The 22,506-nt window shown below is 68.2% G+C and carries 20 protein-coding genes and 1 riboswitch; of the genes, 14 read left to right on the top strand and 6 right to left on the bottom strand.

Annotation, left to right across the window (positions count from 1 at the left end; translation table 11 throughout):
• Window positions 1-16 precede the first annotated feature (16 nt).
• Complete coding sequence (locus FHG66_RS08895; RefSeq protein ID WP_139076398.1) at window positions 17-424, bottom strand: hypothetical protein; 408 nt, start codon at window positions 422-424, stop codon at window positions 17-19.
• Between the two features lie 146 nt (window positions 425-570).
• Here FHG66_RS08895 and ftsY point away from each other — a divergent pair, with 146 nt between their 5' ends.
• Window positions 571-1,644, top strand: coding sequence for a signal recognition particle-docking protein FtsY (gene ftsY / locus FHG66_RS08890; RefSeq protein WP_139076397.1), 1,074 nt, complete (start codon window positions 571-573; stop codon window positions 1,642-1,644).
• Between the two features lie 6 nt (window positions 1,645-1,650).
• Here ftsY and FHG66_RS08885 read toward each other — a convergent pair whose 3' ends face one another.
• The gene (locus FHG66_RS08885; protein ID WP_139076396.1) at window positions 1,651-2,148 is read right to left on the bottom strand and encodes an MgtC/SapB family protein; all 498 of its coding nucleotides are present in this window, start codon (window positions 2,146-2,148) and stop codon (window positions 1,651-1,653) included.
• Window positions 2,149-2,254: 106 nt separating this feature from the next.
• On the opposite strand from FHG66_RS08885, the gene FHG66_RS08880 reads away from it, so the two are divergent.
• Window positions 2,255-2,860 (top strand): inner membrane-spanning protein YciB, encoded by a 606-nt coding sequence (locus tag FHG66_RS08880; RefSeq protein ID WP_139076395.1) that lies wholly within the window; start codon window positions 2,255-2,257, stop codon window positions 2,858-2,860.
• A gap of 13 nt (window positions 2,861-2,873) precedes the next feature.
• On the opposite strand, the gene FHG66_RS08875 is transcribed toward FHG66_RS08880, so the two are convergent.
• Window positions 2,874-3,575 carry a glutathione S-transferase N-terminal domain-containing protein gene (locus FHG66_RS08875; RefSeq protein ID WP_139076394.1) on the bottom strand — a complete coding sequence of 234 codons (702 nt, stop codon included), beginning with the start codon at window positions 3,573-3,575 and terminating at the stop codon, window positions 2,874-2,876.
• Between the two features lie 126 nt (window positions 3,576-3,701).
• Here FHG66_RS08875 and FHG66_RS08870 point away from each other — a divergent pair, with 126 nt between their 5' ends.
• The 3 genes from FHG66_RS08870 (at window position 3,702) to folE2 (ending at window position 6,713) form a co-directional block, all read left to right on the top strand.
• Window positions 3,702-4,187: a cupin domain-containing protein gene (locus FHG66_RS08870; RefSeq protein WP_139076393.1), complete on the top strand. Its 486-nt coding sequence runs from the start codon at window positions 3,702-3,704 to the stop codon at window positions 4,185-4,187.
• A gap of 38 nt (window positions 4,188-4,225) precedes the next feature.
• Window positions 4,226-4,302, top strand: a riboswitch (SAM riboswitch).
• A gap of 29 nt (window positions 4,303-4,331) precedes the next feature.
• Window positions 4,332-5,543 (top strand): O-succinylhomoserine sulfhydrylase, encoded by a 1,212-nt coding sequence (gene metZ, locus FHG66_RS08865; protein WP_139076392.1) that lies wholly within the window; start codon window positions 4,332-4,334, stop codon window positions 5,541-5,543.
• 66 nt (window positions 5,544-5,609) lie between these two features.
• On the top strand, window positions 5,610-6,713 hold the full coding sequence (gene folE2 / locus FHG66_RS08860) for a GTP cyclohydrolase FolE2 (protein ID WP_139076391.1): 1,104 nt from the start codon (window positions 5,610-5,612) through the stop codon (window positions 6,711-6,713).
• 52 nt (window positions 6,714-6,765) lie between these two features.
• On the opposite strand, the gene FHG66_RS08855 is transcribed toward folE2, so the two are convergent.
• The gene (locus tag FHG66_RS08855; protein ID WP_246082526.1) at window positions 6,766-8,505 is read right to left on the bottom strand and encodes a trypsin-like peptidase domain-containing protein; all 1,740 of its coding nucleotides are present in this window, start codon (window positions 8,503-8,505) and stop codon (window positions 6,766-6,768) included.
• A gap of 161 nt (window positions 8,506-8,666) precedes the next feature.
• Between FHG66_RS08855 and FHG66_RS08850 the strand changes: the two genes are divergently transcribed.
• The 8 genes from FHG66_RS08850 to glmM all read left to right on the top strand — a co-directional run bounded on the left by FHG66_RS08850 (window position 8,667) and on the right by glmM (window position 19,525).
• Window positions 8,667-9,599, top strand: coding sequence for a glycine--tRNA ligase subunit alpha (locus FHG66_RS08850; protein ID WP_139076390.1), 933 nt, complete (start codon window positions 8,667-8,669; stop codon window positions 9,597-9,599).
• Window positions 9,596-10,126, top strand: coding sequence for a DUF6446 family protein (locus FHG66_RS08845; protein WP_139076389.1), 531 nt, complete (start codon window positions 9,596-9,598; stop codon window positions 10,124-10,126). The genes FHG66_RS08850 and FHG66_RS08845 overlap by 4 nt, the downstream gene beginning before the upstream one ends.
• On the top strand, window positions 10,127-12,424 hold the full coding sequence (glyS, locus tag FHG66_RS08840) for a glycine--tRNA ligase subunit beta (protein WP_139076388.1): 2,298 nt from the start codon (window positions 10,127-10,129) through the stop codon (window positions 12,422-12,424).
• A 331-nt stretch (window positions 12,425-12,755) separates the two neighbouring features.
• Window positions 12,756-15,311, top strand: a complete 2,556-nt coding sequence (locus FHG66_RS08835; protein WP_246082525.1) for a putative PEP-binding protein — start codon at window positions 12,756-12,758, stop codon at window positions 15,309-15,311.
• Between the two features lie 160 nt (window positions 15,312-15,471).
• On the top strand, window positions 15,472-16,164 hold the full coding sequence (locus FHG66_RS08830) for a cell wall hydrolase (protein ID WP_246082524.1): 693 nt from the start codon (window positions 15,472-15,474) through the stop codon (window positions 16,162-16,164).
• 60 nt (window positions 16,165-16,224) lie between these two features.
• Complete coding sequence (locus FHG66_RS08825; protein ID WP_139076387.1) at window positions 16,225-17,163, top strand: dihydroneopterin aldolase; 939 nt, start codon at window positions 16,225-16,227, stop codon at window positions 17,161-17,163.
• Complete coding sequence (folP, locus tag FHG66_RS08820; protein WP_139076386.1) at window positions 17,160-18,167, top strand: dihydropteroate synthase; 1,008 nt, start codon at window positions 17,160-17,162, stop codon at window positions 18,165-18,167. Before FHG66_RS08825 ends, folP begins: the two co-directional genes overlap by 4 nt.
• Window positions 18,164-19,525: a phosphoglucosamine mutase gene (gene glmM, locus FHG66_RS08815; protein ID WP_139076385.1), complete on the top strand. Its 1,362-nt coding sequence runs from the start codon at window positions 18,164-18,166 to the stop codon at window positions 19,523-19,525. Before folP ends, glmM begins: the two co-directional genes overlap by 4 nt.
• Before the next feature lie 13 nt (window positions 19,526-19,538).
• On the opposite strand, the gene FHG66_RS08810 is transcribed toward glmM, so the two are convergent.
• Window positions 19,539-20,306 carry an SDR family NAD(P)-dependent oxidoreductase gene (locus FHG66_RS08810; protein WP_139076384.1) on the bottom strand — a complete coding sequence of 256 codons (768 nt, stop codon included), beginning with the start codon at window positions 20,304-20,306 and terminating at the stop codon, window positions 19,539-19,541.
• 138 nt (window positions 20,307-20,444) lie between these two features.
• Between FHG66_RS08810 and FHG66_RS08805 the strand changes: the two genes are divergently transcribed.
• Entirely contained in the window at window positions 20,445-21,326 is an 882-nt protein-coding gene (locus FHG66_RS08805; RefSeq protein WP_139076383.1) for a manganese catalase, read from the top strand.
• A 57-nt stretch (window positions 21,327-21,383) separates the two neighbouring features.
• Here FHG66_RS08805 and ilvC read toward each other — a convergent pair whose 3' ends face one another.
• Window positions 21,384-22,406, bottom strand: a complete 1,023-nt coding sequence (gene ilvC, locus FHG66_RS08800; protein WP_139076382.1) for a ketol-acid reductoisomerase — start codon at window positions 22,404-22,406, stop codon at window positions 21,384-21,386.
• Window positions 22,407-22,506: the final 100 nt, after the last annotated feature.

Genomic DNA, 22,506 nt, shown 5'->3' with positions numbered 1-22,506 from the left:
CGTCGGCGTGCGAGGGTCAGACCCCCACGCCCCCGCAGACCAACCCGTTCGGGTCGTCGGCCAGTTCGTAAAGCATAGTCGCGGTGCCGCCGTCGTTCAGGTACTCGGCCCGGAGCCCGTCGCCATCGCGGAAGATGCGCCAGCACTGGGTCTCCAGGTCGTTCTGGTAGTCGAAGCAGATGGCGGGCGCGTCCGGAGGGCCTTCGGCGTGCCAGGTGCCTTCGATGCACTCGTCGGACCCGACGAAGGCCCAGGTGACGCGTCGGTTGGGGAAGTAGTGCTCCAAACCGTAGGGCTCCTGACCGGGCTCGCCATAGGTCAGGGTCCGGCCCTCGACGAGGGACTCGAACTCCTCGGCCGTGACGACCTCCTGGGCGAGGGCGGGGGCGGCGAGGGCCACGAAGGCGAGGACGAGGATGCGCATGGGGGCCAGCCTGCCAGACCGGAGCGGCCCTTGCCAGCCCTCAGGGCTGCCGCGACCGCAGACCGGCGGCGCCTTGCCCGCACGCCGCGCCTTTGCAAGGCCCCTGCGAAGGATTACGTGACGGGGGCACACGACCTGGGGGTTTCATGTCCTTTTTCGGCAAGCTCAAGGACCGGCTGTTCAAGACCTCCTCCAAGCTGGACGAGGGGCTGTCGGACATCGTGGGCGAGGGGGAGCCCGCGCCCCTGGCCGCCGCGGAGCCCGACCCCGCGCCCAGCTTGATGACCCCGGCCCCCGTGCCGCCCCCGGCGCTCGACGCTCCGATCGCCCCTGCCGCGCGTCCCGGCCTCCTGGGCCGCCTCTTCGGTCGCGAGGAGGTGGAGGTTCCACGGCGGACGCTGGATGATGCCATGCTGGAGGAGATCGAGGACCTGCTCGTCGCCTCGGATATGGGCGTGGACACGGCCCTGCGGGTCACGGCGAACCTGGCCGAGGGGCGCATGGGACGCCGGCTGTCGGTCCCCGAGATCAAGGAGATCCTGTCGGCCGAAGTCGCCCGGATCATGGAGGGCGTGGCCCGGCCCATGCCGATCTACCCCAAGCTGCCGCAGGTGGTGCTGGTGGTGGGCGTGAACGGGTCGGGCAAGACCACGACCATCGGCAAGCTCGCCTCTCAGTTCCGCGCCGCTGGAAAGACGGTGGTGATCGCGGCGGGGGACACCTTCCGTGCGGCGGCGGTGGAGCAGTTGCAGGTCTGGGGCCAGCGGGCGGGCGTCCCGGTGCTGACAGCGGCGCAGGGCTCGGACCCGGCCAGCCTCGCGTTCGACGCCATGGAGCGGGCGGCGCGGGACGGGGCGGACCTCCTCCTGATCGATACGGCGGGGCGGCTCCAGAACCGGCAGGACCTGATGGAGGAACTGGCCAAGATCGTCCGCGTGATCCGCAAGAAGGACCCTTCGGCCCCGCACAACACCCTTCTCGTGCTGGACGCGACCACGGGGCAGAACGCGCTGAGCCAGGTGGAGATCTTCCGCAAGATCGCGGACGTGACGGGGCTGGTGATGACCAAGCTCGACGGGACGGCCAAGGGGGGCGTGCTGGTCGCGCTCGCCGACAAGTTCGGGCTGCCGATCCACGCCATCGGGGTGGGCGAGCAGATCGACGACCTCGCCCCCTTCGATCCCGAGGAGTTCGCCCGCGCCCTGACCGGCGCGGCCTGAGGGCGCTTAGTCGTCGGTGCCCGCGCCCGGCAGATGGGCGACTGCGGTCAGCGCCGTCAGGACGACCAGGACCACCACTGTGGCAAGCGCCGCGAGCGGAATCTCCCCCGCCCCGCAGGCCAGCCCGATGGCCCCTGCGAGCCAGAGCGAGGCCCCCGTCGTCACGTTGAGCACGCGCCCGCCCGAGGTGATGACGATCCCGGCGACCAGGAACGCGACCCCCGCCGTCACCGCCTCGATCAGGTGGAGCGGGTCCACCCGCATCTGCCCGTCCGGCGCGCCCACGAAGTCGCCGGCCACCAGCTCGCGCCCGACGACGACATAAAGGCAGGCGGCGAGCGACACGAGCATGTGGGTGCGCAGACCCGCGGGCTTGCGGCGCCATTCCCTTTCGGCCCCGATCAGCCCGGCCAGGATCACGGCCGCGACGATCCGCAGCAGGGCGACCGGAAAGGGAACCGCGACAAAGGTGTCGCTCAACTCGCGGGCAATCAGTTCGCGCATCGTCACTCCTTGTTGTCCCGTCGGTCCTTGTGCGCCTGCCGCTGGGGCGTCACACTGGGCCGACCGTCCAATAAGGCGGCTGTCACAAAACTGTTCCAGAGCTGTCATGACCGCCAGGCCCGTCAACCCCATCCTGAAGCAAGCCCTGGAACTGGGGCCGACGCTCCTGTTCTTTCTCGTCTACCTCCGCATCAAGGAGCGGAGCTTCGAGATCGGCGGGACGGAATACTCGGGCTTCATCGTCGCAACCCTCGCGCTCGTGCCGCTGCTTCTGGTGGCCATAGCGGCGCTCTGGTGGCTGACGGGCAAGCTGTCGCGCATGCAGGTCTTTACCGCCCTCATGGTCGTGGTCTTTGGCGGCCTCACCGCCTGGTTCAACGACGAGAGCTTCTTCAAGATGAAGACGACCATCGTCTACGGCGTCTTCGCGGTGCTGCTGGGCGGGGGTCTCTTGTGGGGGCGCAGCACGCTGGAATGGGTCATGGGCGAGCTGCTGCCGATGCGGCACGAGGGGTGGATGATCCTGACCCGCCGCCTCGCGCTCATGTTCGCCGCCCTCGCCGTCGCCAACGAGGTGATCTGGCGCACCCAGACCACCGAGCTTTGGGTGACCCTGGAGACCTTTGCCTTTCCGGTGGTGCTGGTGCTGTTCCTGTGGGTGCAGATCATGGCGCTCCAGGGCTACCTGATCGAGCAGCCCAAGGCGGACTGACCCGTCCCGGCCATTAGCGCTTGCCGAACAGGATCTCCCGCTCCTCGGGGGTCATGGTGGCGGACCGCGCCTCGGCGGCGACGGCCATGCCACGCTGGACGCCCGGACGCGCCGAGCAGTCGTCGAGCCAGCGGGCGAAGTGCGGTTTGTCGTCGAGCGTCTGCTCCTGCCGTTCCCACCCCGAGGCCCAGGGGTAGATCGCCATGTCGGCGATGGTGAAATCGTCCGAGGCTGCAAAGCGGCGCTCCGCCAGTTGCCGGTCGAGGACGCCGTAAAGCCGCCCGACCTCCTGCCGGTACCGGTCCTGGGCATAGGGGAGCACCTGCGGCGGGTCCATCTGGGGGGCGTAGCGCAGGAAGTGGTTGGCCTGCCCAGCCATCGGCCCCACGCCGCCCATCTGCCACATCAGCCACTGCTCCACGGCGACACGCTCCCGCTCTGTTCCGCCTGCGAACATCCCGGTCTTGCGCGCGAGGTATTGCAGGATCGCGCCGGATTCGAAGACCGCGATGGGCGCGCCGTCCGGCCCCTCCGGGTCCTCGATGGCCGGCATGCGGTTGTTCGGGGCGATCGCCAGGAACTCCGGCCTGAACTGCTCGCCCTTGCCGATGTCCACGAGGCGGATCTCGTAGGGCAGGCCCATCTCCTCCAGGGCAATGGTGATCTTGTGGCCGTTCGGTGTGGGCCAGTAGTGCAGCACGATGGGCGCGGGCATGAGGGCATCCTTGTTGAACGGACCGGAAGATGACGTGTCCCTCGCAAGGCGCAAGCCCCTGGGGCTTTGGCAGGGGCTTGGGCCGTGATAGGATAGGGCAGGCTGTCTGACCGAATGGAGGCCCGCATGAATGACGCCGCACCGTCGCGCCCGCTTGCCATCGAGGCGGCCTCGGCCCCGAAGCGCGCCAAGCCGTCGAACTACCCGGATCCCTTCGCCAGCCGCATGGCCCGCCGCGAGAAGCACCCCCTGGGCGACATCTTCGGCCTGCGGAACTTTGGGGTGAACCTGACGCGGCTCCTGCCGGGCGGGGAATCCGCGCTCCTCCACCGCCACAGCCGGCAGGACGAGTTCGTCTACATCCTCGAAGGAAAGCCAACGCTGGTCACCGACGAAGGCGAGGTCGCGCTGGCGCCGGGGATGTGCGCCGGGTTTCCGGCCGGGGGCGTCGCGCATCATCTCGTGAACCGCAGCGACCGGGACGTGGTCTATCTGGAGATCGGGGATCGCAGCCCAGGGGACGAGGGCAGCTACCCGGCCGACGATCTGGTCGCGCGCCTGTCGCCGGACGGCCGGTGGGTGTTCGCCCGCAAGGACGGGCAGCCCTACTAGGATCGTGGCCGCTTGACCCTGCGGAGGCGCGGGCGTAATCCGCCACGCGTGGCGATTTGGGCGACCCTGATTGCGGGCCACGTTAAACAAGCCGCTAAAGTGGGGACCGATCCCCCCATTTGGGCCGATGCAGAACGGGGGACCATGATGGACCAGTGGAAGAAACGCACCCGCGCGGTGCATTCGGGCATTCGTCGCAGCCAGTACAACGAGGTGTCCGAGGCGATCTTCCTGACCCAGGGCTTCGTCTACGACACAGCCGAGGCCGCCGAGGCCCGCTTCGTCGAATGCGGCCCGGACGAGTTCATCTACGCCCGCTACGGCAATCCCACGACGTCGATGTTCGAGTCCCGCATGGCCGCGCTGGAAGGGGCCGAGGACGCCTTCGCCACCGCCTCTGGCATGGCCGCCGTCTCGGGCGCGCTCATGTCGATGCTGCGCGCCGGGGACCACGTGGTGTCGTCGCGCGCTCTGTTCGGCTCGTGCCTTTATATCCTGGAAGAGGTGCTGCGGCGCTACGGCGTTGAGGTCACCTTCGTGGATGGCGCGGATCTGGACCAGTGGCGGGCGGCGGTGCGGCCGGGGACCAAGGCCGTGTTCTTCGAATCCGTATCGAACCCCACGCTGGAGGTCATCGACGTGCGTGGTGTGGCCGAGATCGCGCATGCCGTGGGCGCGCTGGTCGTGGCTGACAACGTCTTCGCGACGCCCGTGTTCTCCCGCGCGGTCGAGCTTGGGGCCGATGTCGTGGTCTATTCGACGACCAAGCACGTGGACGGGCAGGGCAGGGCGCTGGGCGGTATCGTGCTGGGCACGAAGCAGTTCGTGCGCAAGACGCTGGAACCCTACATGAAGCACACGGGCGGTGCGATGTCGCCCTTCACCTCGTGGATCATGCTCAAGGGCTTGGAGACGATGGACCTGCGCGTGCGCGCCCAGGCGTCCACGGCACTCGCGCTGGCGCAGGCGCTGGAGGGGCACCCGCAACTGTCCCGCGTGATCTATCCGGGGCTCGGGTCGCACCCGCAGCACGCCCTGGCCATGGAGCAGACAGGCTCGGGCGGAACGGTGCTGTCCTTCGACATCGGCTCTCGCGAGGCCGCCTTCGCGTTCCTGAACGCGCTTGAGATCATCGTCATCTCCAACAACCTGGGCGATGCCAAGTCGATCGCGACGCACCCGGCCTCGACCACGCACCAGCGGCTGCCGGCCGAGCAGAAGGTCGCGCTGGGCATCACGCCGGGCCTGATCCGGCTGTCCTGCGGGATCGAGGACACCGACGACCTCATCGCTGACGTGATGGGGGCGCTCGATGCCGCGCAAGCGTCGCGTTCTACCCGCGACGCGGCCGAGTGAATGCGATAACGTTGCGTGATCGTCACGCAGTTCCCATATCAGGGGTCGCGTGACGGAGGGGACGCCATGAACCTGCACTCACCCGACCTGGACCGGGATCTGTCGCGCGCCGAGGCCGAGGACGCCCTGGCGCTGCTGCGCCGCTGGGCCCTGACTGCCTCTCCGGAGGAGGTCGCGGACCTCGACCCGGCCGTGGCCAGGCTTTTGCCGGGGCGCGAGGTGTCGAACTATCCCGACCTGGCCCGCGCCTATCCCGACCAGTTCGCGCCCGACGCGCTGTACCGCGCGACGCTGCCCGACCTGCAGAACGGGCCGGAGTCGCTGATCCGGGGGGCCCGCGCGCCGATCCAGCATGTCGGCATCTCGGGCTTCAAGCTGCCGATCCGTTTCCGCGTCCGCGATGGAGCCGACCTCCTGCTGGAGACGTCGGTCACCGGCACGGTCAGCCTCGATGGGGCCAAGAAGGGCATCAACATGTCCCGGCTGATGCGCAGCTTCTATCTTTACGCGGAGGAGACCTTCTCCTTCGACGTGATGGAGCGGGCGCTGGACAGCTATAAGGCCGACCTGGGATCGTGCGACGCGCGCATCCAGATGCGCTTCCGCTTCCCTCTCAAGGTGTCGTCCCTGCGCTCGGGCCTGTGGGGCTACCAGTACTATGACATCGCGCTGGAACTGGTGGATCAGGGCGGGGTGCGGAAGAAGATCTTCCACCTCGACTATGTCTACGCTTCGACCTGCCCCTGTTCGCTGGAGTTGTCCGAGCACGCCCGCCAGTCGCGCGGCCAGCTCGCGGTGCCCCACGCCCAGCGGTCGGTCGCGCGGCTGTCGGTCGAGGTCGTGCCCGGCCACCAGCGCCTGTGGTTCGAGGATCTGATCGAGATGGCCCGCCGCGCCGTTCCCACGGAAACGCAGGTCATGGTCAAGCGCGAGGACGAGCAAGCCTTTGCGGAATTGAACGCCGCTCATCCGATCTTTGTGGAGGACGCGGCGCGGCTCTTCGCGGCCGAGTTCCTGAGGGACGAGCGGATCGGCGACTTCCGCGTGATCGCGAGCCATCAGGAAAGCCTACACAGCCACGACGCCGTGAGCCTGTTGATCGAGGGCGAGACCTTCCGGGCCGAGAGCCTGGACCCCCGGCTCTTCGCGTCGCTGATCCATACGGGGTAGGGCAGCCCCGCTCAGGACGTTCGGGCGGGGTTGCTCCCGCCCGATGCCATCGTCACCAGCAGCTCACCAGAACCGTCAGCCCGGCCGCATCGCGGATCAGCTGCTCGGGCGCCTTGATGCCGACCGGCTGGCTGGTGGTCGGGGCGACTCCGGCCTGGGCCAAGATGGACTGGATCGTTTCGGCATCCAGGGCATAGCTCACGTTGTCGGGCAGGACCTGCGCCCCGCTTTCGCGCGGAAGGAGCATGCCGACGACCGAGCCGTCCTCGTTCAGCACGGGCCCGCCCGCGTCTCCGGCCTGGGTCGCGATATCGAGGCGGCGGACCTGATCTTCGCCGTTCAGGCCGCGTATGTCGGCCAGCGTCCCGAATGTCAGCGCGGGCTGTGCGAGCGCCCCCCCATAAGGGAAGCCCGCCACGGCCACCTCGGCCCCGATCCGCGGGGCGCCGGGCAGGAACGAGGCGACCGCGCGCGGGGCAAGCTCGGCCTGGGGCTGAAGCACGGCGAGGTTCAGCCGTTCGTCGATCACGGCGACGCGCGCGGTCGTTGCCTCATCCAGCGTGATCTCCTGGCACTGGCCCACGGCCTCGGCGGTCGTCACCACGGTGCCCTGGGCATCGACGTAGAACCCCGTCGCCGTGGCGCGGGGCTTTCTCACCTGAAGACCCGAGACGAGGTCCACGGCCTGATCCTCGCCCGGGTCGCTGGCGGCGGGATCGAGCACGCCGGGGAGGCGGCGGAAGCTGGCCCGCATCGTTTCCACGAGGCGGGAACGGCGGTCCTCGTCGCCCGCGGGCCAGACCAGGGTGAAGCCCTTGATCTGCCCGTCCACGAGCCAGGCGTAGGTGGTCGAATGGATGCCCGCATCCTGCCCCTCGATCACGAAAGCGGACTCGCCCCGCTCGCGCGCGCCTTCGGGCGGCACGATCTCGAGGGTCTGCATGATCTCGTAAAGGCCATAAAGCCGGTTCTGGTCGCCGGGCTGGGAGATGAGCAGGACCTGTGGCCCACCCTCCTGCTGGGGATCGAAGCGGGCGAAGGGCGGCTCGTAGACCGGCTGCTGCAGCAGGCCCATGGGCAACTCGATCTCGATGCCCGCGGTCTCGTCCCGCACGGTCTCCATGCCAAGGCCATCGAGGATGGCGTTGAACCCGCCCAGAAGCTCGCTCCGCTGGCGGGCGGTAAGGACGCCGGTGGCATTCTGGCCGTTCTGCGACTGCCAGGCGGCCATGGCGGCGCGGGTGCCCGGGCCAAAGGCCCCGTCGATCCCGCCTTCGTAGACGCCCGCCCATTTCAGCGCGGCCTGGAGCTGCTGCTTTTCGCCCAAGGACAGCGCGGCCTCGCTGGCCTGCGCCTCCTGGGGCGTTTCGTCCGGGATGAAGGTCTCGGGCTCTGGCGGCTCTGTCGCGACGGGATCGGCGGCAGTGACGTTCTCGGACGAGGCCCCGACCGTCGCGCCGGCCGAGGCCACGGGCCAGAACTGCTGCTGGAACTGAGCGCCGTCCGAGATCACCGAGTCGCTGGGGATCACGCCTTCGGCAATCAGGTTGTCGCGGACGGCCCGCGCTTCCTCGGAGGTGTAGGGGCCCAAGGTGACGGCATACCAGCCCGAGCCCATGTAGAAGCCCCCGACGTCATCGGGGATCTGCTCCGAATAGCCCTCGGCCGACAACTGGGCGCGACCCAGGGTGGGCAGCATCTCGACCTGGATCCAGACTTGCCCGTCCTGCGCGGCGAGTGACCCCGCCATGGCCGCCCAGAGCGCGAGGCCCGTCACCGTCCGTCTCAACATGCTCAAACTCCCGTTCTGGTCGCGGCCGACATGTGCCCCGCATAAACGGCGGGCGCAGCACAAAAACGCGTGTCCCGCCGCCACGTAGCGGCGACCGTGGCCCCCTTGCCCCGCCGGGGGGCGACGACTACAGGGGATGCGACTTGCAGCAGGGGTGCCCGATGGCCGAACGTCCGCGTTCCTTCCAGGAGATCATCCTGAGGTTCCAGAGCTACTGGGGCGGCAAGGGCTGCGCCATCCTGCAGCCCTACGACATGGAGGTCGGCGCGGGCACCTTCCACCCGGCGACGACCCTGCGCGCGCTCGGCTCCCGGCCATGGGCCGCGGCTTATGTCCAGCCGTCGCGCCGCCCGACGGATGGGCGGTACGGAGAGAACCCGAACCGCCTCCAGCACTACTACCAGTATCAGGTGCTCATCAAACCGAGCCCGCCGAACCTGCAGGAACTGTACCTCGGGAGCCTCGATGCCATCGGCATCGACACGTCGCTCCATGACATCCGCTTCGTGGAGGACGACTGGGAGTCCCCGACGCTCGGCGCCTGGGGCCTGGGCTGGGAGGTCTGGTGCGACGGCATGGAGGTGTCGCAGTTCACCTACTTCCAGCAGGTCGGCGGCCACGACTGCCGCCCGGTATCGGGGGAACTGACCTACGGCCTCGAACGGCTGGCCATGTACGTCTTGGGCGTGGCTCATGTCATGGAGATGCCCTTCAACGACCCGTCCGCGCCGATCCCGCTGACCTATGGCGACGTCTTCCGCCAGACGGAGGAGGAGTATTCGCGCTACAACTTCGACGCGGCGGACACGGAACGCCTGTTCCGTCACTTCGAGGACGCGGAAAAGGAATGCCGCCGCCTGCTCGAACCCGAGGAGATGGACCCGAAAACCGGCAAGCGCATCGTCATGGCCCACCCGGCCTATGACCAGTGCATCAAGGCTAGCCACCTCTTCAACCTGCTCGACGCGCGGGGCGTGATCTCCGTGACCGAGCGGCAGGCCTATATCGGCCGCGTCCGCGCGCTGGCCAAGCTTTGCGCCGACGCCTTTGTCCGGACCGAGGCCGGGGGCCATGGGATGGGCGCGGCGGCGTGAGCGCCCGCATCCTCATCATCGCGCTTGGACTGACCGCCCTCCTGGCGGGGCTGGGGATGTATTACCTGCAGGTCTATGCCTACTACGACGAGCTTTCCGCCGAGCAGGTCGGGCCTGTCCTGCTTGTCCCGCAAGGCTCCGATGCCGGGGAGCCTGTCGCCGTTCAGGATCTGCGGGCCATCGACAGCAACTCCTCGCCCATCCGGTTCCGCGCCTGCTTCACAGTGCCCGAGCCCCTGGACGGCCTCGCGGGGCGCTATGCCCCCTACGAGGACCCGACGCCGCTGAATGCCCCAAGCTGGTTCGACTGCTTCGACGCCCGCACGATCGGTGAGGCGCTGGAGGCGGGGACGGCGCGGGCCTTCCTGTCTGTCAAGGACATACGCTATGGCATCGACCGCGTGGTCGCCGTCCTTCCGGACGGGCGCGGCTTTGCCTGGCACCAGATCAACGCCTGCGGCGAGGTGGTCTTTGATGGCCAGCCCGCGCCCGAAGGCTGCCCCCCCGTTCCCGAAAGAAACGAATAGATGGCCGACCTCCTGATCGAGCTCCTGTCCGAGGAAATCCCCGCGCGGATGCAGCCCAAGGCCGCCGAGGACCTGCGCCGGCTGATGACCGACGGTCTGGTCGAGGCCGGGCTGACCTATGCCCATGCCGCAAGCTTCGCGACCCCGCGCCGCCTGGCCCTGGCGGTCGAGGGTCTGAGCGACCAGAGCCGCGCCGTCCGCGAGGAACGCAAGGGTCCTGCGACGTCGGCCCCCGAGGCGGCGGTGCAGGGCTTTTTGCGCGCGACCGGCCTGACTCTCGACCAGCTCGAGCGTCGGCAGGACAAGAAGGGCGAAACCTTCTTTGCCGTCATCGAGAAGCCCGGCCGCGCCGCGTCCGAGATCGTGGCCGAGGTGCTGGGCCGCGTCATCCGCGACTTCCCCTGGCCCAAGTCGATGCGCTGGGGCAGCGGGTCCCTGCGCTGGGTGCGCCCGCTCCAGTCGATCCTGTGCCTGCTGGTCCGGGAGGAGGGCGCGGAGATCGTGCCCTTCGAGATCGAGGGCATCCGCGCCGACAACACCACGCGCGGCCACCGCTTCCACGCGCCGGGCGAGTTCGCCGTCACCTCCTTCGAGGACTATGAGGCCAAGCTGAAGCGCGCCCATGTGGTGCTCCAGGCCGCGGAGCGGCGCGACCGCATCCGCCACGACGCCGCCACGCTCGCCTTTGCCCAAGGGCTGGAGATCGTGGAGGACGAGGGCCTGCTGACCGAGGTCGCGGGGCTGGTCGAGTGGCCGGTGACCCTGATGGGGCGGATCGAGGAGCAGTTCCTGGGCCTGCCGCCCGAGGTGCTGCAAACCTCCATGAAGGAGCACCAGAAGTTCTTCTCGGTCCGCAACCCCGCGACGGGCCGGATCGAGGGCTTCGTCACGGTGGCCAACATCGAGACCGCCGACCGGGGCGAGACGATCCTGGCGGGGAACGCCAAGGTGCTGCGGGCGCGGCTGTCGGACGCGCGGTTCTTCTGGGAGAACGATCTGCGGGTCGCGAAGTCCGGCATGGAAGAGTGGAAGGAGGGCCTGCGCGCCGTGACCTTCCACAACAAGCTTGGCAGCCAGTGGGAGCGCATCGAGCGCATCGCCGCGCTCGCCCGCGAGATCGCGCCGCATGTCGGCGCGGAACCTGATCTCGCCGCGCAGGCCGCAACGGTCGCCAAGCTCGACCTACGGTCCAGCATGGTGGGCGAGTTCCCCGAACTTCAGGGTCTTATGGGCCGCTACTATGCCGAGGCGGCGGGGCTGCCTTCGGAGGTCGCGGCGGCGGCCGACGAGCATTACTCGCCGCTTGGCCCCAACGACGAGGTGCCTGTCGCGCGGGTGTCAGTGGCCGTGGCGCTGGCGGACAAGATCGACACGCTCACCGGCTTCTGGGCCATCGACGAGAAGCCAACGGGGAGCAAGGACCCGTTCGCGCTGCGCCGGGCGGCGCTGGGGGTGATTAGGTTGATTTCCGAGCGGGATGCACGCCTGCCGCTTCAACAGGTTCTTGAAGAAGGGAACTTGCAGGCCATTGTCACAGCAACGAACTCTGCCGCTGATAAGCTTCGTCGACGCAAAGAGAACCCAGGGATCATTAAGCTTGATGATGTTTTGGGTTTCGGTGGCTATGGCTTTGACGTCAAAGACCCTAAACGACAGCGTGTCCAAGACGCCAACGACTTTCTAAGTCGAGTCTTGGACGGTGGAGCGGATGGCATTACTCACTTCGAAGGAGTGATGCTTGAGAACTTGCGGCAAGAGAACGAGGCGCGCGTCGCCGACCTCCTCTCTTTCCTCCACGACCGCTTGAAGGTCCACCTCCGCGACCAGGGCATCCGGCACGACGTCATCGACGCCTGCCTCGCCATGCCGGGGAACGACGACCTCGTGCTGCTCGTGCGGCGGGCTGAGGCACTGGCGGCGTTCCTCAAGACCGAGGACGGGGAGAACCTGCTCCAGGGCTTCAAGCGGGCGGCGAACCTGCTGGGGCAGGCCGAGGCCAAGGACGGGGTCGAATACTCCTTCGGCGCGGACCCGAAATGGTCCGAGTATGACGAGGAGCGGGCACTCTTTGCCGCGCTCGACGCCGCCGAGGCGCGCATCCGGCCTGCGATGGAGCAGGAGGACTTCGGGGAGGCGATGTCGGCCCTGGCGGCGCTACGCGGGCCTATCGACGCCTTCTTCACGGTCGCGCAGATCAACACTGACAACCAGGTGATCCGCCGCAACCGCCTGAACCTGCTCAGCCGGATCCGGCGGCTGTGCCTGGAGGTCGCGGACCTGACCAAGGTCGAAGGATGAACCACGGAATCCATCAGCCCGCCTGACAGGAATAGCGTCAGGTTGTAGGGCAGGACCCTTCTGCACCTTGTGATTGTGCTGTCAGGCCCTGCCCTACGGGGGCGACGCCGTTCAACGACGGGCTCCTAGGGCAGTTCCGCTTGGGGCGGGACCGTCGCGGAAACAGAAGGTTCCCGATATCGCAACAGCGTCTGCGGCCTGATGCTGTTATCCCTTGCAAACCCTACCCGCGTGCTGCGCATGCGCCCAAGACCTGATCAAAGGTCCAGGGCTCTTGCCCTTTCCGACCTGCCCTTGCCGCACTATGCTTCCGTTCGAAAGGAATGCCGCAGTGCAGCGACACGTCACGTTCCCGCAGATCACCTTGGTGACCCCCGACGCCGCGATGTCGGCCGAGGTCTATGGCGGGCGGGCCAAGTGCCTGCAGCGGCTGATCCGGCTCGACATGCCGGTGCCCCTTACCGTGGCGCTGTCCTTTGACACGGTGCGGGACATCGCCCAAGGCAGGATGCCCGACATCGGCGCGATCATGGCTCCGTTCGGGTTCGCGCCGCTCTTGTCCGTGCGGCCCTCCTCGCTCGACCCGGACTGGGGCGGGCCGGGTGCGATCCTGAACATCGGCATGACGCAGGAACGGCACGATGCGCTGGCTGCCACGGCAGGCCTACGGGCGGCCACCTCGCTCTATCTGCGCTTCATTCAGTGCTATGCGGTGCAGGTCGCCCGGCTCGACCCCGAGCCTTTCGACCTCCCCGATGAACCCACCTCCGAGGCGCTGCGGTCCATGCTCGCGGCCTATGAGGCGGAAACGGACGAGCCGTTCCCGCAGGACCCGGCGCTTCAGCTGGCCGAGGTGCTGCGATCCATGGCGCGGACCTGGGACGGCACCACGGCGCGGCTGCTGCGTCAGGCCAAGGGCGCACCTGCCGACGCCGGGCTGGGGCTCGTCGTGCAGGCCATGGCGCTGGGCGTGGGGCGGGGGGAAAGCGGCTCGGGCGTCATCCAGTTCGTGGACGGCGAGACGGGGGAGCCGCGGATCATCGGCCGCTACCTGGGTCAGAGCCAGGGCCGCGAAGCGCTGCGCGACAAGCGCGACGCCATCCCGATCATCTGCGACGACGGCGGACCCTGCCTGGAACGGGTCGCGCCCTTCGCCGTGCGCGAGCTGCTCGAACATGGCGGGCGTGGACGCGAGCGCCTGCGCGAGGAGATGCAGATCGAGTTCACGCTCGAAAGCGGGAGGCTGCGGATCCTTGATGCGGTCCGTGTGCCCCGTGGCGCCCGCGCGGCGGTGCGGATCGCAGTGGCCCTGGCGCAGGACGGCGTCATCCCGCGCGAGGAAGCGGTGCTGCGGGTGGATCCCGGCGCCCTGTCCACGCTGCTTCACCGGCAGGTGGACCCCGAAGCGCCCCGAGACAGGATCGTGTCGGGGATCGCGGCCAGCCCCGGGGCGGCCTCGGGCCGCATCGTGCTGACGGCGGTGGACGCCCAGGCCTCGGCCGCGCGGGACGAGCCCTGCATCCTCGTGCGTCGCGAGACCACCCCCGAGGACATCCGGGGCATGCATGCGGCGGTGGCCGTGGTGACGGTGCGCGGCGGGATCACGAGCCATGCCGCCGTGATCGGCCGTGGCCTTGGGCTGCCCTGCGTCGTGGGAGCATCGGACCTTGAGATCGACCGACGCCGGCGCGTCGTCATCGCGCCGGGCGGGCGCGTCTTCGCCGAAGGCGACGTGATCACCGTGGATGGCACCACCGGCGACGTCTTGGCCGGAGAGGCGCCGACGATTCCCGCCGCCCTGGACGAGGCATTCCGAACCCTTCTGGGCTGGGCGGACGAGTTTCGGGACATGGGCGTGCGCGCCAATGCAGACACGCCGCAGGACGCCCGCTTGGCGCATGACTTTGCCGCCGAGGGGATCGGCCTCTGCCGCACCGAGCACATGTTCTTTGAAGGCGAGCGCATCGGCATGATGCGCGAGATGATCTTCGCCGAAGGCGCCGCCGCGCGCCGGGCCGTTCTGGACCGCCTTCTGCCCATGCAGCGCGACGACTTTGCCGCGCTGTTCCGCATCATGGCTGGTAAGCCCGTCTGCATCCGCCTGTTCGATCCGCCGCTGCACGAGTTCCTGCCCTCGGACCGCCAGGGCCTGCGCGATCTGGCCGAGGGGCTGTCACGCCCGCTTTCCGACGTGGAGGCGCGGGTCGAGGCGCTGCGCGAATACAATCCGATGCTCGGCCTGCGTGGCGTGCGCCTCGGAATCACCGTGCCCGAGATCTACGAGATGCAGGCCCGCGCCATTTTCGAGGCGGCGGTGCTGGCCGGCCAGGACGGGGAGCCTGTGGTCCCTGAGGTCATGATTCCCCTCGTGTCAGCGCGGCGCGAGGTTGAACTGGTCAAGGCCCGCGTGGACGCCGTGGCCTCGGCCGTGCGCGCCGAGTCGGGCCTTCCCTTCACGTACCGGCTGGGCGTCATGGTCGAAACGCCCCGCGCTGCCCTGCGCGCCGCCGAGATCGCGCAGCACGCGGCTTTTCTGTCCTTTGGGACGAACGACCTGACCCAGATGACCTATGGCCTGTCGCGCGACGATGCAGGCCGATTCCTGGGGACCTATGTGGAGCAGCAGGTCTTCGAGGAGGATCCGTTCCACACGCTCGACTTGGATGGAGTGGGGGAACTCCTGCAGATCGGGGCCGAACGCGGGCGTGAGGGACGGCCCGACATCACCCTTTCGATCTGCGGAGAGCATGCCGGAACCCGGCGTGCCATCGAGTTCTGCCGCCGCCAGGGCTTTGATTACGTCTCCTGCTCGCCTTACCGCGTTCCGGCTGCGCGACTTTCCGCCGCCCAGTCTGCCATAGAAGATGCAATAAATAGCCACAGTTAAGCCACATTCCTGACCGGGCTTCATGTCCTCGGCAGGATTTCACCTCTGGGTCTGGCAGGCCTTCGCGCACTAGACTGTGGCCTTGTAGACACATAGGAACATAGTTCGTAGTCCCTTCCAGGGCGCGGGAGATACCCGGTCGGAACGATGGGACATGCGAATGACGGTACGGTTCGGGCGCCTGATCCGGAGCACCATGGTTGCCGCCGCGGTACTCACGACGTTCGGAGCAGGCGTCGCCGTCGCGGCTGGAACCGACCTGGACGGCCGATTGGACACGGTGCTGGGCCCGGCGCGGGCCGGAGCCGCAGTGGCTGTCAGCGCCCGACCGACACAATTGCACACGCCCGCCACACGGGGCGTCGCAACCGAACAGGTCACTGATCTGCCGGCAGTCGTGAGGCTGATCGCGCAGGTCGAGCCCGATGGGGACGAGGAGTGGCGCTGCCTGTCGGAAGCCATCTACCACGAGGCCCGGGGCGAGACGTTGGAGGGCCAGGTCGCCGTCGCCGAGGTCATCCTGAATCGGAAGGAAAGCGGCCGTTACCCGTCCACCGTCTGCGGTGTGGTCGAGCAGGGAACGGGCCAGCGCAACATGTGCCAGTTCAGCTATTTTTGCGACGGGCGGTCGGATGCCGTCTCGGATGAGAGGGCCTGGGCCATGGCCGGGCGGGTGGCGCGCGTGATGCTGGACGGCGCGCCGCGCCTGCTGACAGAAGGGGCCATGTTCTACCATACCAAGGCCGTCTCGCCTTACTGGGCCGACGAGTTCACGCAGACGGCCTCCATCGGCGCGCATCTGTTCTACCGCGAGGACACCGGGCTCAGGATGGCCTCGAACGCCTCGCGCTGAGGCTCGCTTGCCCGGTGCGGCCCGCCGCTGTAGGGACAGGCCGACCCAGGATGCGAGCGCATGCCGAACGACGAGATCCGACAGGCCTTTGAGCATCCCTTGGTGCGGTCCGAAGCCACGGCGCCGGGTCCGCGCGACCGCATCAGTCTTCGTGACCATGTCGTCGAGGTGGAGATCGGGGCCTTCGAGGTCGAACGCGGGCTGCGGCAACGGCTTCGTTTCGACATCGTGGTCGAGGTCGCCCCCTTAGGTGACGTGGGCGACGACGTGGACCGCATCCTGTCCTATGACCGGCTGGCCGAGGCCGTCGCGACGGAACTCGATGGCGAGCGGCTGGCCCTGCTGGAAACCCTGGCCGAGCGGGTCGCCGCCCGCATTCTGCACGAGCCGCAGGCCGAACGCGTGATCCTGCGCATCCAGAAGCTCGACCGTGGTCCCGGCGACCTGGGCGTGGAGATCGTGCGGGCGAGGTCCGACATCCGCAAGGACGCCGAAACCGAGGCCCTCCGCCCGCGTGTGGTCCTCCTGGGGTCCGACGAGGCGAAGTCCCCCGGACTGGGCCAGATGATCGACATCCTCGTGAAGGGTGGCGCGCCGCTTTTGCTGGTCGCTCCACCGGCACGGGCGCCCCGAGCGGCTCGCAGGGCGGCGCAAGGACGCGTCAACCTTCTGGCGGCCGACCAGGGTGCCTGGCTCCTTGCAGCGCGCAGGCCTGACCTGGCCGTGGCGGCCACGCGGACCGAGGTGGACTGGAACCTACGTCGGTGGACCCCCACGGTCTGGGCACCCGCCAAGGTTTCGATCGACGAAGGATGGCTCGATGCGGACATGCTCTACCGGGCGATCATGTTCGCTTGGTCGCTCGATGCGATCGAAGTCGTGGTGATCGGGCCGTCGCTCGACGGCCTCACGGAGGCTCCGCTGCGCGTCCGACGCGCCACCATGGAGGAGCCCCTTGAACGGGACAACTCTCTCGACTGGGGCGAAATGTCCGAATGACCGACTACTGGCGCCCGATCCCCATGACCGACCCGGCCCGGTCGGCTGCCGCGCTGCCGCTTGCGGGTGGCTGGTGCTGGTTCGACCGGCTGGAGCGACTGTCGCGGAGCGAGGCCCCGAGGATCGTGCCCCCCGAAGAGGTGCCGCCCGAGGTGCTGGAGCGGCTGACCGCTCCACGCGCGCCCATGGCGGGTTTGTCCTTCGATGCGCCCCGGATCATGGGCATCCTGAACGTCACGCCCGACAGCTTCTCGGACGGCGGGCTGTTTGATGAGGGAGAGGCCGCGCTGGAGCAGGCCCGCGCCATGGTGGCGCAGGGCGCGGACATGCTCGACATCGGAGGCGAGAGCACGCGTCCCGGCGCCACCGAGGTGCCGGAGGCCGAGGAGGCCGCGCGTGTCGTCCCGGTGCTGGCCGCGATCCGACGCGACAGCGGCATCCCCCTGTCCGTGGACACCCGCAAGGCGTCGGTCGCCGAGGCGGCGCTCGGGGCCGGAGCGGACCTGGTCAACGACGTCTCGGGGCTGGCCTTCGATCCACGGATGGGGGCCGTGGCGGCACGGGCAGGGGGGCTGTGCCTGATGCATGCGCAAGGCACGCCCGAGACCATGCAGATCGACCCGCGCTACGACGACGTGCGCTTGGATGTGTATGACGCGCTGGAAGCGGCGGTGGCCTTGGCCGAGGCGCAAGGCACGCCGCGCGACCGCATCCTGGTCGATCCGGGGCTGGGCTTCGGCAAGACGCTGAAACATAACGTGAGCCTTCTGGCCAACCTGTCCCTTTATCATGGGCTGGGTTGCGGGATACTGGTCGGCGCCTCGCGCAAGGGCTTTGTTGGCGCCTTGGGCGGAGCGAAGACGGCGCGGGACAGGATGCCCGGCTCGGTGGCCGTGGCGCTTCATGCCGTCCGTCAGGGCGCGCAGGTGCTGCGGGTGCACGACGTCGGAGAAACAAGACAGGCGTTGAGCCTGCAACAGGCACTGGTAGGCGGGATACCATGACGAGAAAGCTTTTCGGCACGGACGGCGTGCGAGGGACGGCCAACGCCTGGCCGATGACGGCGGAACTCGCGCTGCGCCTGGGGGCGGCGGCGGGGCGCTACTTCCGCAACGACGGCTCGAACGGGCACCGGGTCGTGATCGGCAAGGACACGCGGCTGTCGGGCTACATGTTCGAGAATGCGCTGACGGCGGGCCTGACCTCCACTGGCATGAACGTGCTGCTGCTCGGCCCCGTGCCGACGCCGGCCGTGGGCCTGCTGACCACCTCCATGCGGGCCGATGTGGGGATCATGATCTCCGCCTCGCACAACCCGCACCAGGACAACGGGATCAAGTTCTTCGGCCCCGACGGCTTCAAGCTGTCCGATGAGGCCGAGGCCGAGATCGAGGCGCTGGTCGAGGCGGGCGTGGAGCCCACGGGCGCGATCAACATCGGCCGCGCCAAGCGGATCGACGACGGCCGGTTCCGCTACATGGAACGGCTCAAGGGCACCTTTCCGGCCGGGCGACGGCTCGACGGGCTCAAGGTGGTGATCGACTGCGCCAATGGGGCAGCCTACAAGGTCGCCCCCGAGGTGCTGTGGGAATTGGGGGCCACGGTGGTTCCGGTGGGAACCACCCCGAACGGCACCAACATCAACGAGGGATGCGGCTCCACCTCGCCGCGCGCGGCGGCCGAGATGGTGGTGGCGCACGGCGCGGACATCGGGATCTGCCTCGACGGCGATGCGGACCGCGTGATCCTGATCGACGAGAACGGCGAGATCGCGGACGGCGATCAGCTCATGGCGCTGATGGCGGGCCGCTGGGCGGATGCCGGGCGCCTGCGCGACAGCACGCTGGTCGCGACCGTGATGTCGAACCTGGGGTTGGAACGGTTCCTGAACGGGCGCGGGCTCCGGCTGGAGCGGACCGCCGTCGGCGACCGTTACGTCGTGGAGGCCATGCGCCAGGGAGGCTGGAACCTGGGGGGCGAGCAGTCGGGCCACATCGTGATGACCGACTTTGCCACGACCGGCGACGGCCTTTTGGCGGGCTTGCAGGTGCTGGCGGCGATGATCGAATCCGGTGAGCCTGCCTCGCGGCTCTTGCGGCAGTTCGAAACGGTGCCGCAGTTGCTCAGGAACGTCCGCTATGCGGCCGGGGCGCAGCCTCTTGGCGCGCCATCGGTCGAACGGGTGATCGAAGGCGCCAAGGCCCGGCTGAACGGCCATGGCCGCCTGCTGATCCGCAAGTCGGGAACCGAGCCGCTGATCCGCGTCATGGCCGAATGCGAGGACGAGAGCCTGCTGGCCGAGGTGGTGGGCGACATCGTAACGGCGGTCGAGCGGGCGGCGCTGGCGCACGCGGCCGAGTGACAGGACCGCCGCGTCATGCGGCGGTGAAGCCATTGTCCACGAACAGATGCGTGCCGTTCACGAAACTGGACTCGTCCGAGGCGAGGAACAGGGCGGCGCGCGCGACCTCCTCGGGCTCACCAATCCGGCCCTGCTGGGCGGTGATGGCGGCCTCGGACACATCCACGCCCAAGGCCTGAAGGTCCCGCACCTCGCGCAGGCCATGGGGCGTGCGGATGAAGCCGGGGCATACCGCGTTGCAGCGGATGCCGCGATCGCGGAACTCGACCGCGATGGCGCGGGCGAACATGTGCACCGCGCCTTTCGTGGTGTCGTAAAGCACCTCCATGGGCGTCCCGGCCACGGCCGAGATGGATGAGGTGCAGACAATCGAGCCGCCGCCCTGCGCCAGCATCCCGGGCAGGACCGCCTTGGTCATCAGGAACATCGACCTGACATTGACGGCATGGAGCCAGTCCCATTCCTCCTCGGTGGTTTCGAGGAACGGCTTGATAACGATGGTGCCCGCATGGTTGAACAACACGTTGGCGGGACCGTGTGTCGCCTCGGCGGCCTCGACGGCTGCCCGGACCTGGCCAGCGTCCGAGACGTCTGCCTGAAACGCCGCCGCTGTCCCGCCTGACCGCCGGATCGCCTCGGCCCGTTCCTCGGCGGCCTCGCGGTTGCGGTCGATCACCGCGACCTTCGCGCCTTCGGCGGCAAAAAGGGACGATGCAGCCCCGCCCATGCCGGTCGCGCCCCCCGAGATGACCGCCACTTTCCCCGCCAGCCGTTCGCCCATGTTGCCCCTCCGATGAACCGGGCTGAGTTTCGCAGGAACCGTGGGGAAGGGAAGGGACGGAGGGAACGGTTGGCCGAGCTTGATGGTTTGCCACGCCGACAGATGTCTGCGCGGCAGACCCAGAACAGGAGCCTTTGCATGTTCTTCCGCACCAACAAATACCAGTTCGACGCCAAGCCCGAGCGTCCCGATCCCATCTTCGCCAAGATGCTTCAGGAACCCTTGGGTGGGCAGTGGGGCGAGATCAGCGTGATGATGACCTACCTGTTCCAGGGCTGGAACTGCCGCGGGCCGCAGAAGTACAAGGACATGATCCTCGACATCGGCACCGAGGAGATCGCCCATGTCGAGATGCTGGCCACCATGATCGCCCGCCTGCTCGAGACCTCCCCGGTCGAGGCGCAGGAGGACGCGGCCAAGAACTCGGCCGTAGGCGCGATCCTGGGCGGCGCCCGGCTCGAGGACGCGATCCTGGCGGGCATGAACCCGCAGCATGCCATCGTGTCCGGCTCGGGCGCCATGCCCGCCGACAGCGTGGGCTATCCCTGGAACGCCAAGTACACGATCGCGTCGGGCAACCTCCTGGCCGACTTCCGCTTCAACGTGACGGCGGAGTCGCAGGGCCGCCTCCAGGTCTCGCGCCTCTACAACCTCACCGAGGACCAGGGCGTAAAGCGCATGCTGGCCTACATGATCGCGCGTGACACGATGCACCAGAACCAGTGGCTCGCCGCCATCGAGGAACTGCAAGCCGATGGGCTGGAGGAGACGCCGGTGCCGTCGAACTTCCCGCAGGACCTCGAGGATCAGCGCGTGTCCTACCAGTTCTGGAACTGCTCCGAAGGCACCGAAAGCGCCGGAGGCCGCTGGGCGCAGGGCCCCACGCCGGACGGCAAGGGCCAGTTCGAGTACCTGGCCAATCCCCAGCCCATGAGCGACGACCAGGGTCACCTCAACCCCGTGGACCCGCGCCTTTACGGGACACCTAAGGCCCCCGTGCCCAAATCTGCGGCCGAGTGATCGCTGCCCGGATATGAGAAGGGCGGCCCCGGTGGGCCGCCCTTTGCCGTTCCGCGCTTAGTTCCGCGCGCGGTCGACCATCTTGCCCTTGGAAATCCAGGGCATCATGGCGCGGAGCTTCTCGCCCACCTGCTCGATCTGGTGCTCGTCATTCAGGCGGCGGGTGGCCTTGAACATGGGCTGGCCCACCGCGTTCTCCTGCATGAAATCGCGGACGAACTTGCCGGTCTGGATGTCCCGCAGGACCTCCTTCATGCGCGCCTTGGTCTCGTCATAGGGGAGGATGCGCGGGCCCGAGACATACTCGCCGTATTCGGCGGTGTTGGAGATCGAGTAGTTCATGTTCGCGATGCCGCCTTCGTAGATCAGGTCCACGATCAGCTTCACCTCGTGGAGGCACTCGAAATAGGCCATCTCGGGCTCGTAGCCGGCTTCGACCAGCGTCTCGAAGCCCATGCGGATGAGCTCCACGAGGCCGCCGCAAAGGACCGCCTGCTCGCCGAAGAGGTCGGTCTCGCACTCCTGGCGGAAGTTGGTCTCGATGATGCCCGAGCGCCCGCCGCCGATGGCGGAGCAGTAGCTGAGGCCGATCTCCATCGCGCGGCCCGAGGCGTCGTTGTGGACAGCCACGAGGCAGGGCACGCCGCCGCCCTTGAGGTATTCGCCGCGCACGGTGTGGCCGGGACCCTTGGGCGCCATCATGATGACGTCCACGCCCTTCTTGGGCTCGATCAGGCCGAAGTGGATGTTCAGGCCGTGGGCAAAGGCAATGGCCGCGCCTTCGCGCAGGTTGTCGTGGACGTAACGGCGGTAGGTGTCGGCCTGCAGCTCGTCGGGCATGGTGAACATGATGAGGTCGGCCCAGGCGGCGGCCTCGGCGATGCCCATGACCTTGAGGCCTTCGCCTTCGGCCTTCTTGGCCGAGGGAGAGCCTTCGCGCAGCGCAACGACGACGTTCTTGGCGCCCGAGTCGCGCAGGTTCAGCGCATGGGCGTGGCCTTGCGAGCCGTAGCCGAGAATGGCGACCTTCATGTCCTTGATCAGGTTCACGTCGCAGTCGCGGTCGTAGTAGACGCGCATGTCTTGTTCCTCCTTGGGTTTCTGGCGGGGACCATACAACGTTCTGTGCGGTTTTGGAGATTGCGACAGCCGGGAAACTGGTCGCTTACCAATGTTGTCA

Origin of the sequence: Rubellimicrobium rubrum, assembly GCF_006152115.1 — a bacterium.
Classification (GTDB): Bacteria; Pseudomonadota; Alphaproteobacteria; order Rhodobacterales; family Rhodobacteraceae; genus Rubellimicrobium; species Rubellimicrobium rubrum.
The sequence above is the reverse complement of the archived record's forward strand: the minus strand, read 5'-3'. Positions and strand labels throughout refer to the sequence as shown.

Excerpts from the sequence above, each read along its gene's own strand:
- FHG66_RS08850 (WP_139076390.1), top strand. The coding sequence starts at position 8,667 with ATGGCCGAACGTCCGCGTTCCTTCCAGGAGATCATCCTGAGGTTCCAG.
- FHG66_RS08895 (WP_139076398.1), bottom strand. The coding sequence starts at position 424 with ATGCGCATCCTCGTCCTCGCCTTCGTGGCCCTCGCCGCCCCCGCCCTC.
- FHG66_RS08870 (WP_139076393.1), top strand. The coding sequence starts at position 3,702 with ATGAATGACGCCGCACCGTCGCGCCCGCTTGCCATCGAGGCGGCCTCG.
- FHG66_RS08880 (WP_139076395.1), top strand. The coding sequence starts at position 2,255 with ATGACCGCCAGGCCCGTCAACCCCATCCTGAAGCAAGCCCTGGAACTG.
- glyS (WP_139076388.1), top strand. The coding sequence starts at position 10,127 with ATGGCCGACCTCCTGATCGAGCTCCTGTCCGAGGAAATCCCCGCGCGG.
- metZ (WP_139076392.1), top strand. The coding sequence starts at position 4,332 with ATGATGGACCAGTGGAAGAAACGCACCCGCGCGGTGCATTCGGGCATT.
- folP (WP_139076386.1), top strand. The coding sequence starts at position 17,160 with ATGACCGACTACTGGCGCCCGATCCCCATGACCGACCCGGCCCGGTCG.
- FHG66_RS08805 (WP_139076383.1), top strand. The coding sequence starts at position 20,445 with ATGTTCTTCCGCACCAACAAATACCAGTTCGACGCCAAGCCCGAGCGT.
- FHG66_RS08885 (WP_139076396.1), bottom strand. The coding sequence starts at position 2,148 with ATGCGCGAACTGATTGCCCGCGAGTTGAGCGACACCTTTGTCGCGGTT.
- ftsY (WP_139076397.1), top strand. The coding sequence starts at position 571 with ATGTCCTTTTTCGGCAAGCTCAAGGACCGGCTGTTCAAGACCTCCTCC.
- ilvC (WP_139076382.1), bottom strand. The coding sequence starts at position 22,406 with ATGCGCGTCTACTACGACCGCGACTGCGACGTGAACCTGATCAAGGAC.
- FHG66_RS08830 (WP_246082524.1), top strand. The coding sequence starts at position 15,472 with ATGACGGTACGGTTCGGGCGCCTGATCCGGAGCACCATGGTTGCCGCC.
- folE2 (WP_139076391.1), top strand. The coding sequence starts at position 5,610 with ATGAACCTGCACTCACCCGACCTGGACCGGGATCTGTCGCGCGCCGAG.
- glmM (WP_139076385.1), top strand. The coding sequence starts at position 18,164 with ATGACGAGAAAGCTTTTCGGCACGGACGGCGTGCGAGGGACGGCCAAC.
- FHG66_RS08825 (WP_139076387.1), top strand. The coding sequence starts at position 16,225 with ATGCCGAACGACGAGATCCGACAGGCCTTTGAGCATCCCTTGGTGCGG.
- FHG66_RS08855 (WP_246082526.1), bottom strand. The coding sequence starts at position 8,505 with ATGTTGAGACGGACGGTGACGGGCCTCGCGCTCTGGGCGGCCATGGCG.
- FHG66_RS08810 (WP_139076384.1), bottom strand. The coding sequence starts at position 20,306 with ATGGGCGAACGGCTGGCGGGGAAAGTGGCGGTCATCTCGGGGGGCGCG.
- FHG66_RS08875 (WP_139076394.1), bottom strand. The coding sequence starts at position 3,575 with ATGCCCGCGCCCATCGTGCTGCACTACTGGCCCACACCGAACGGCCAC.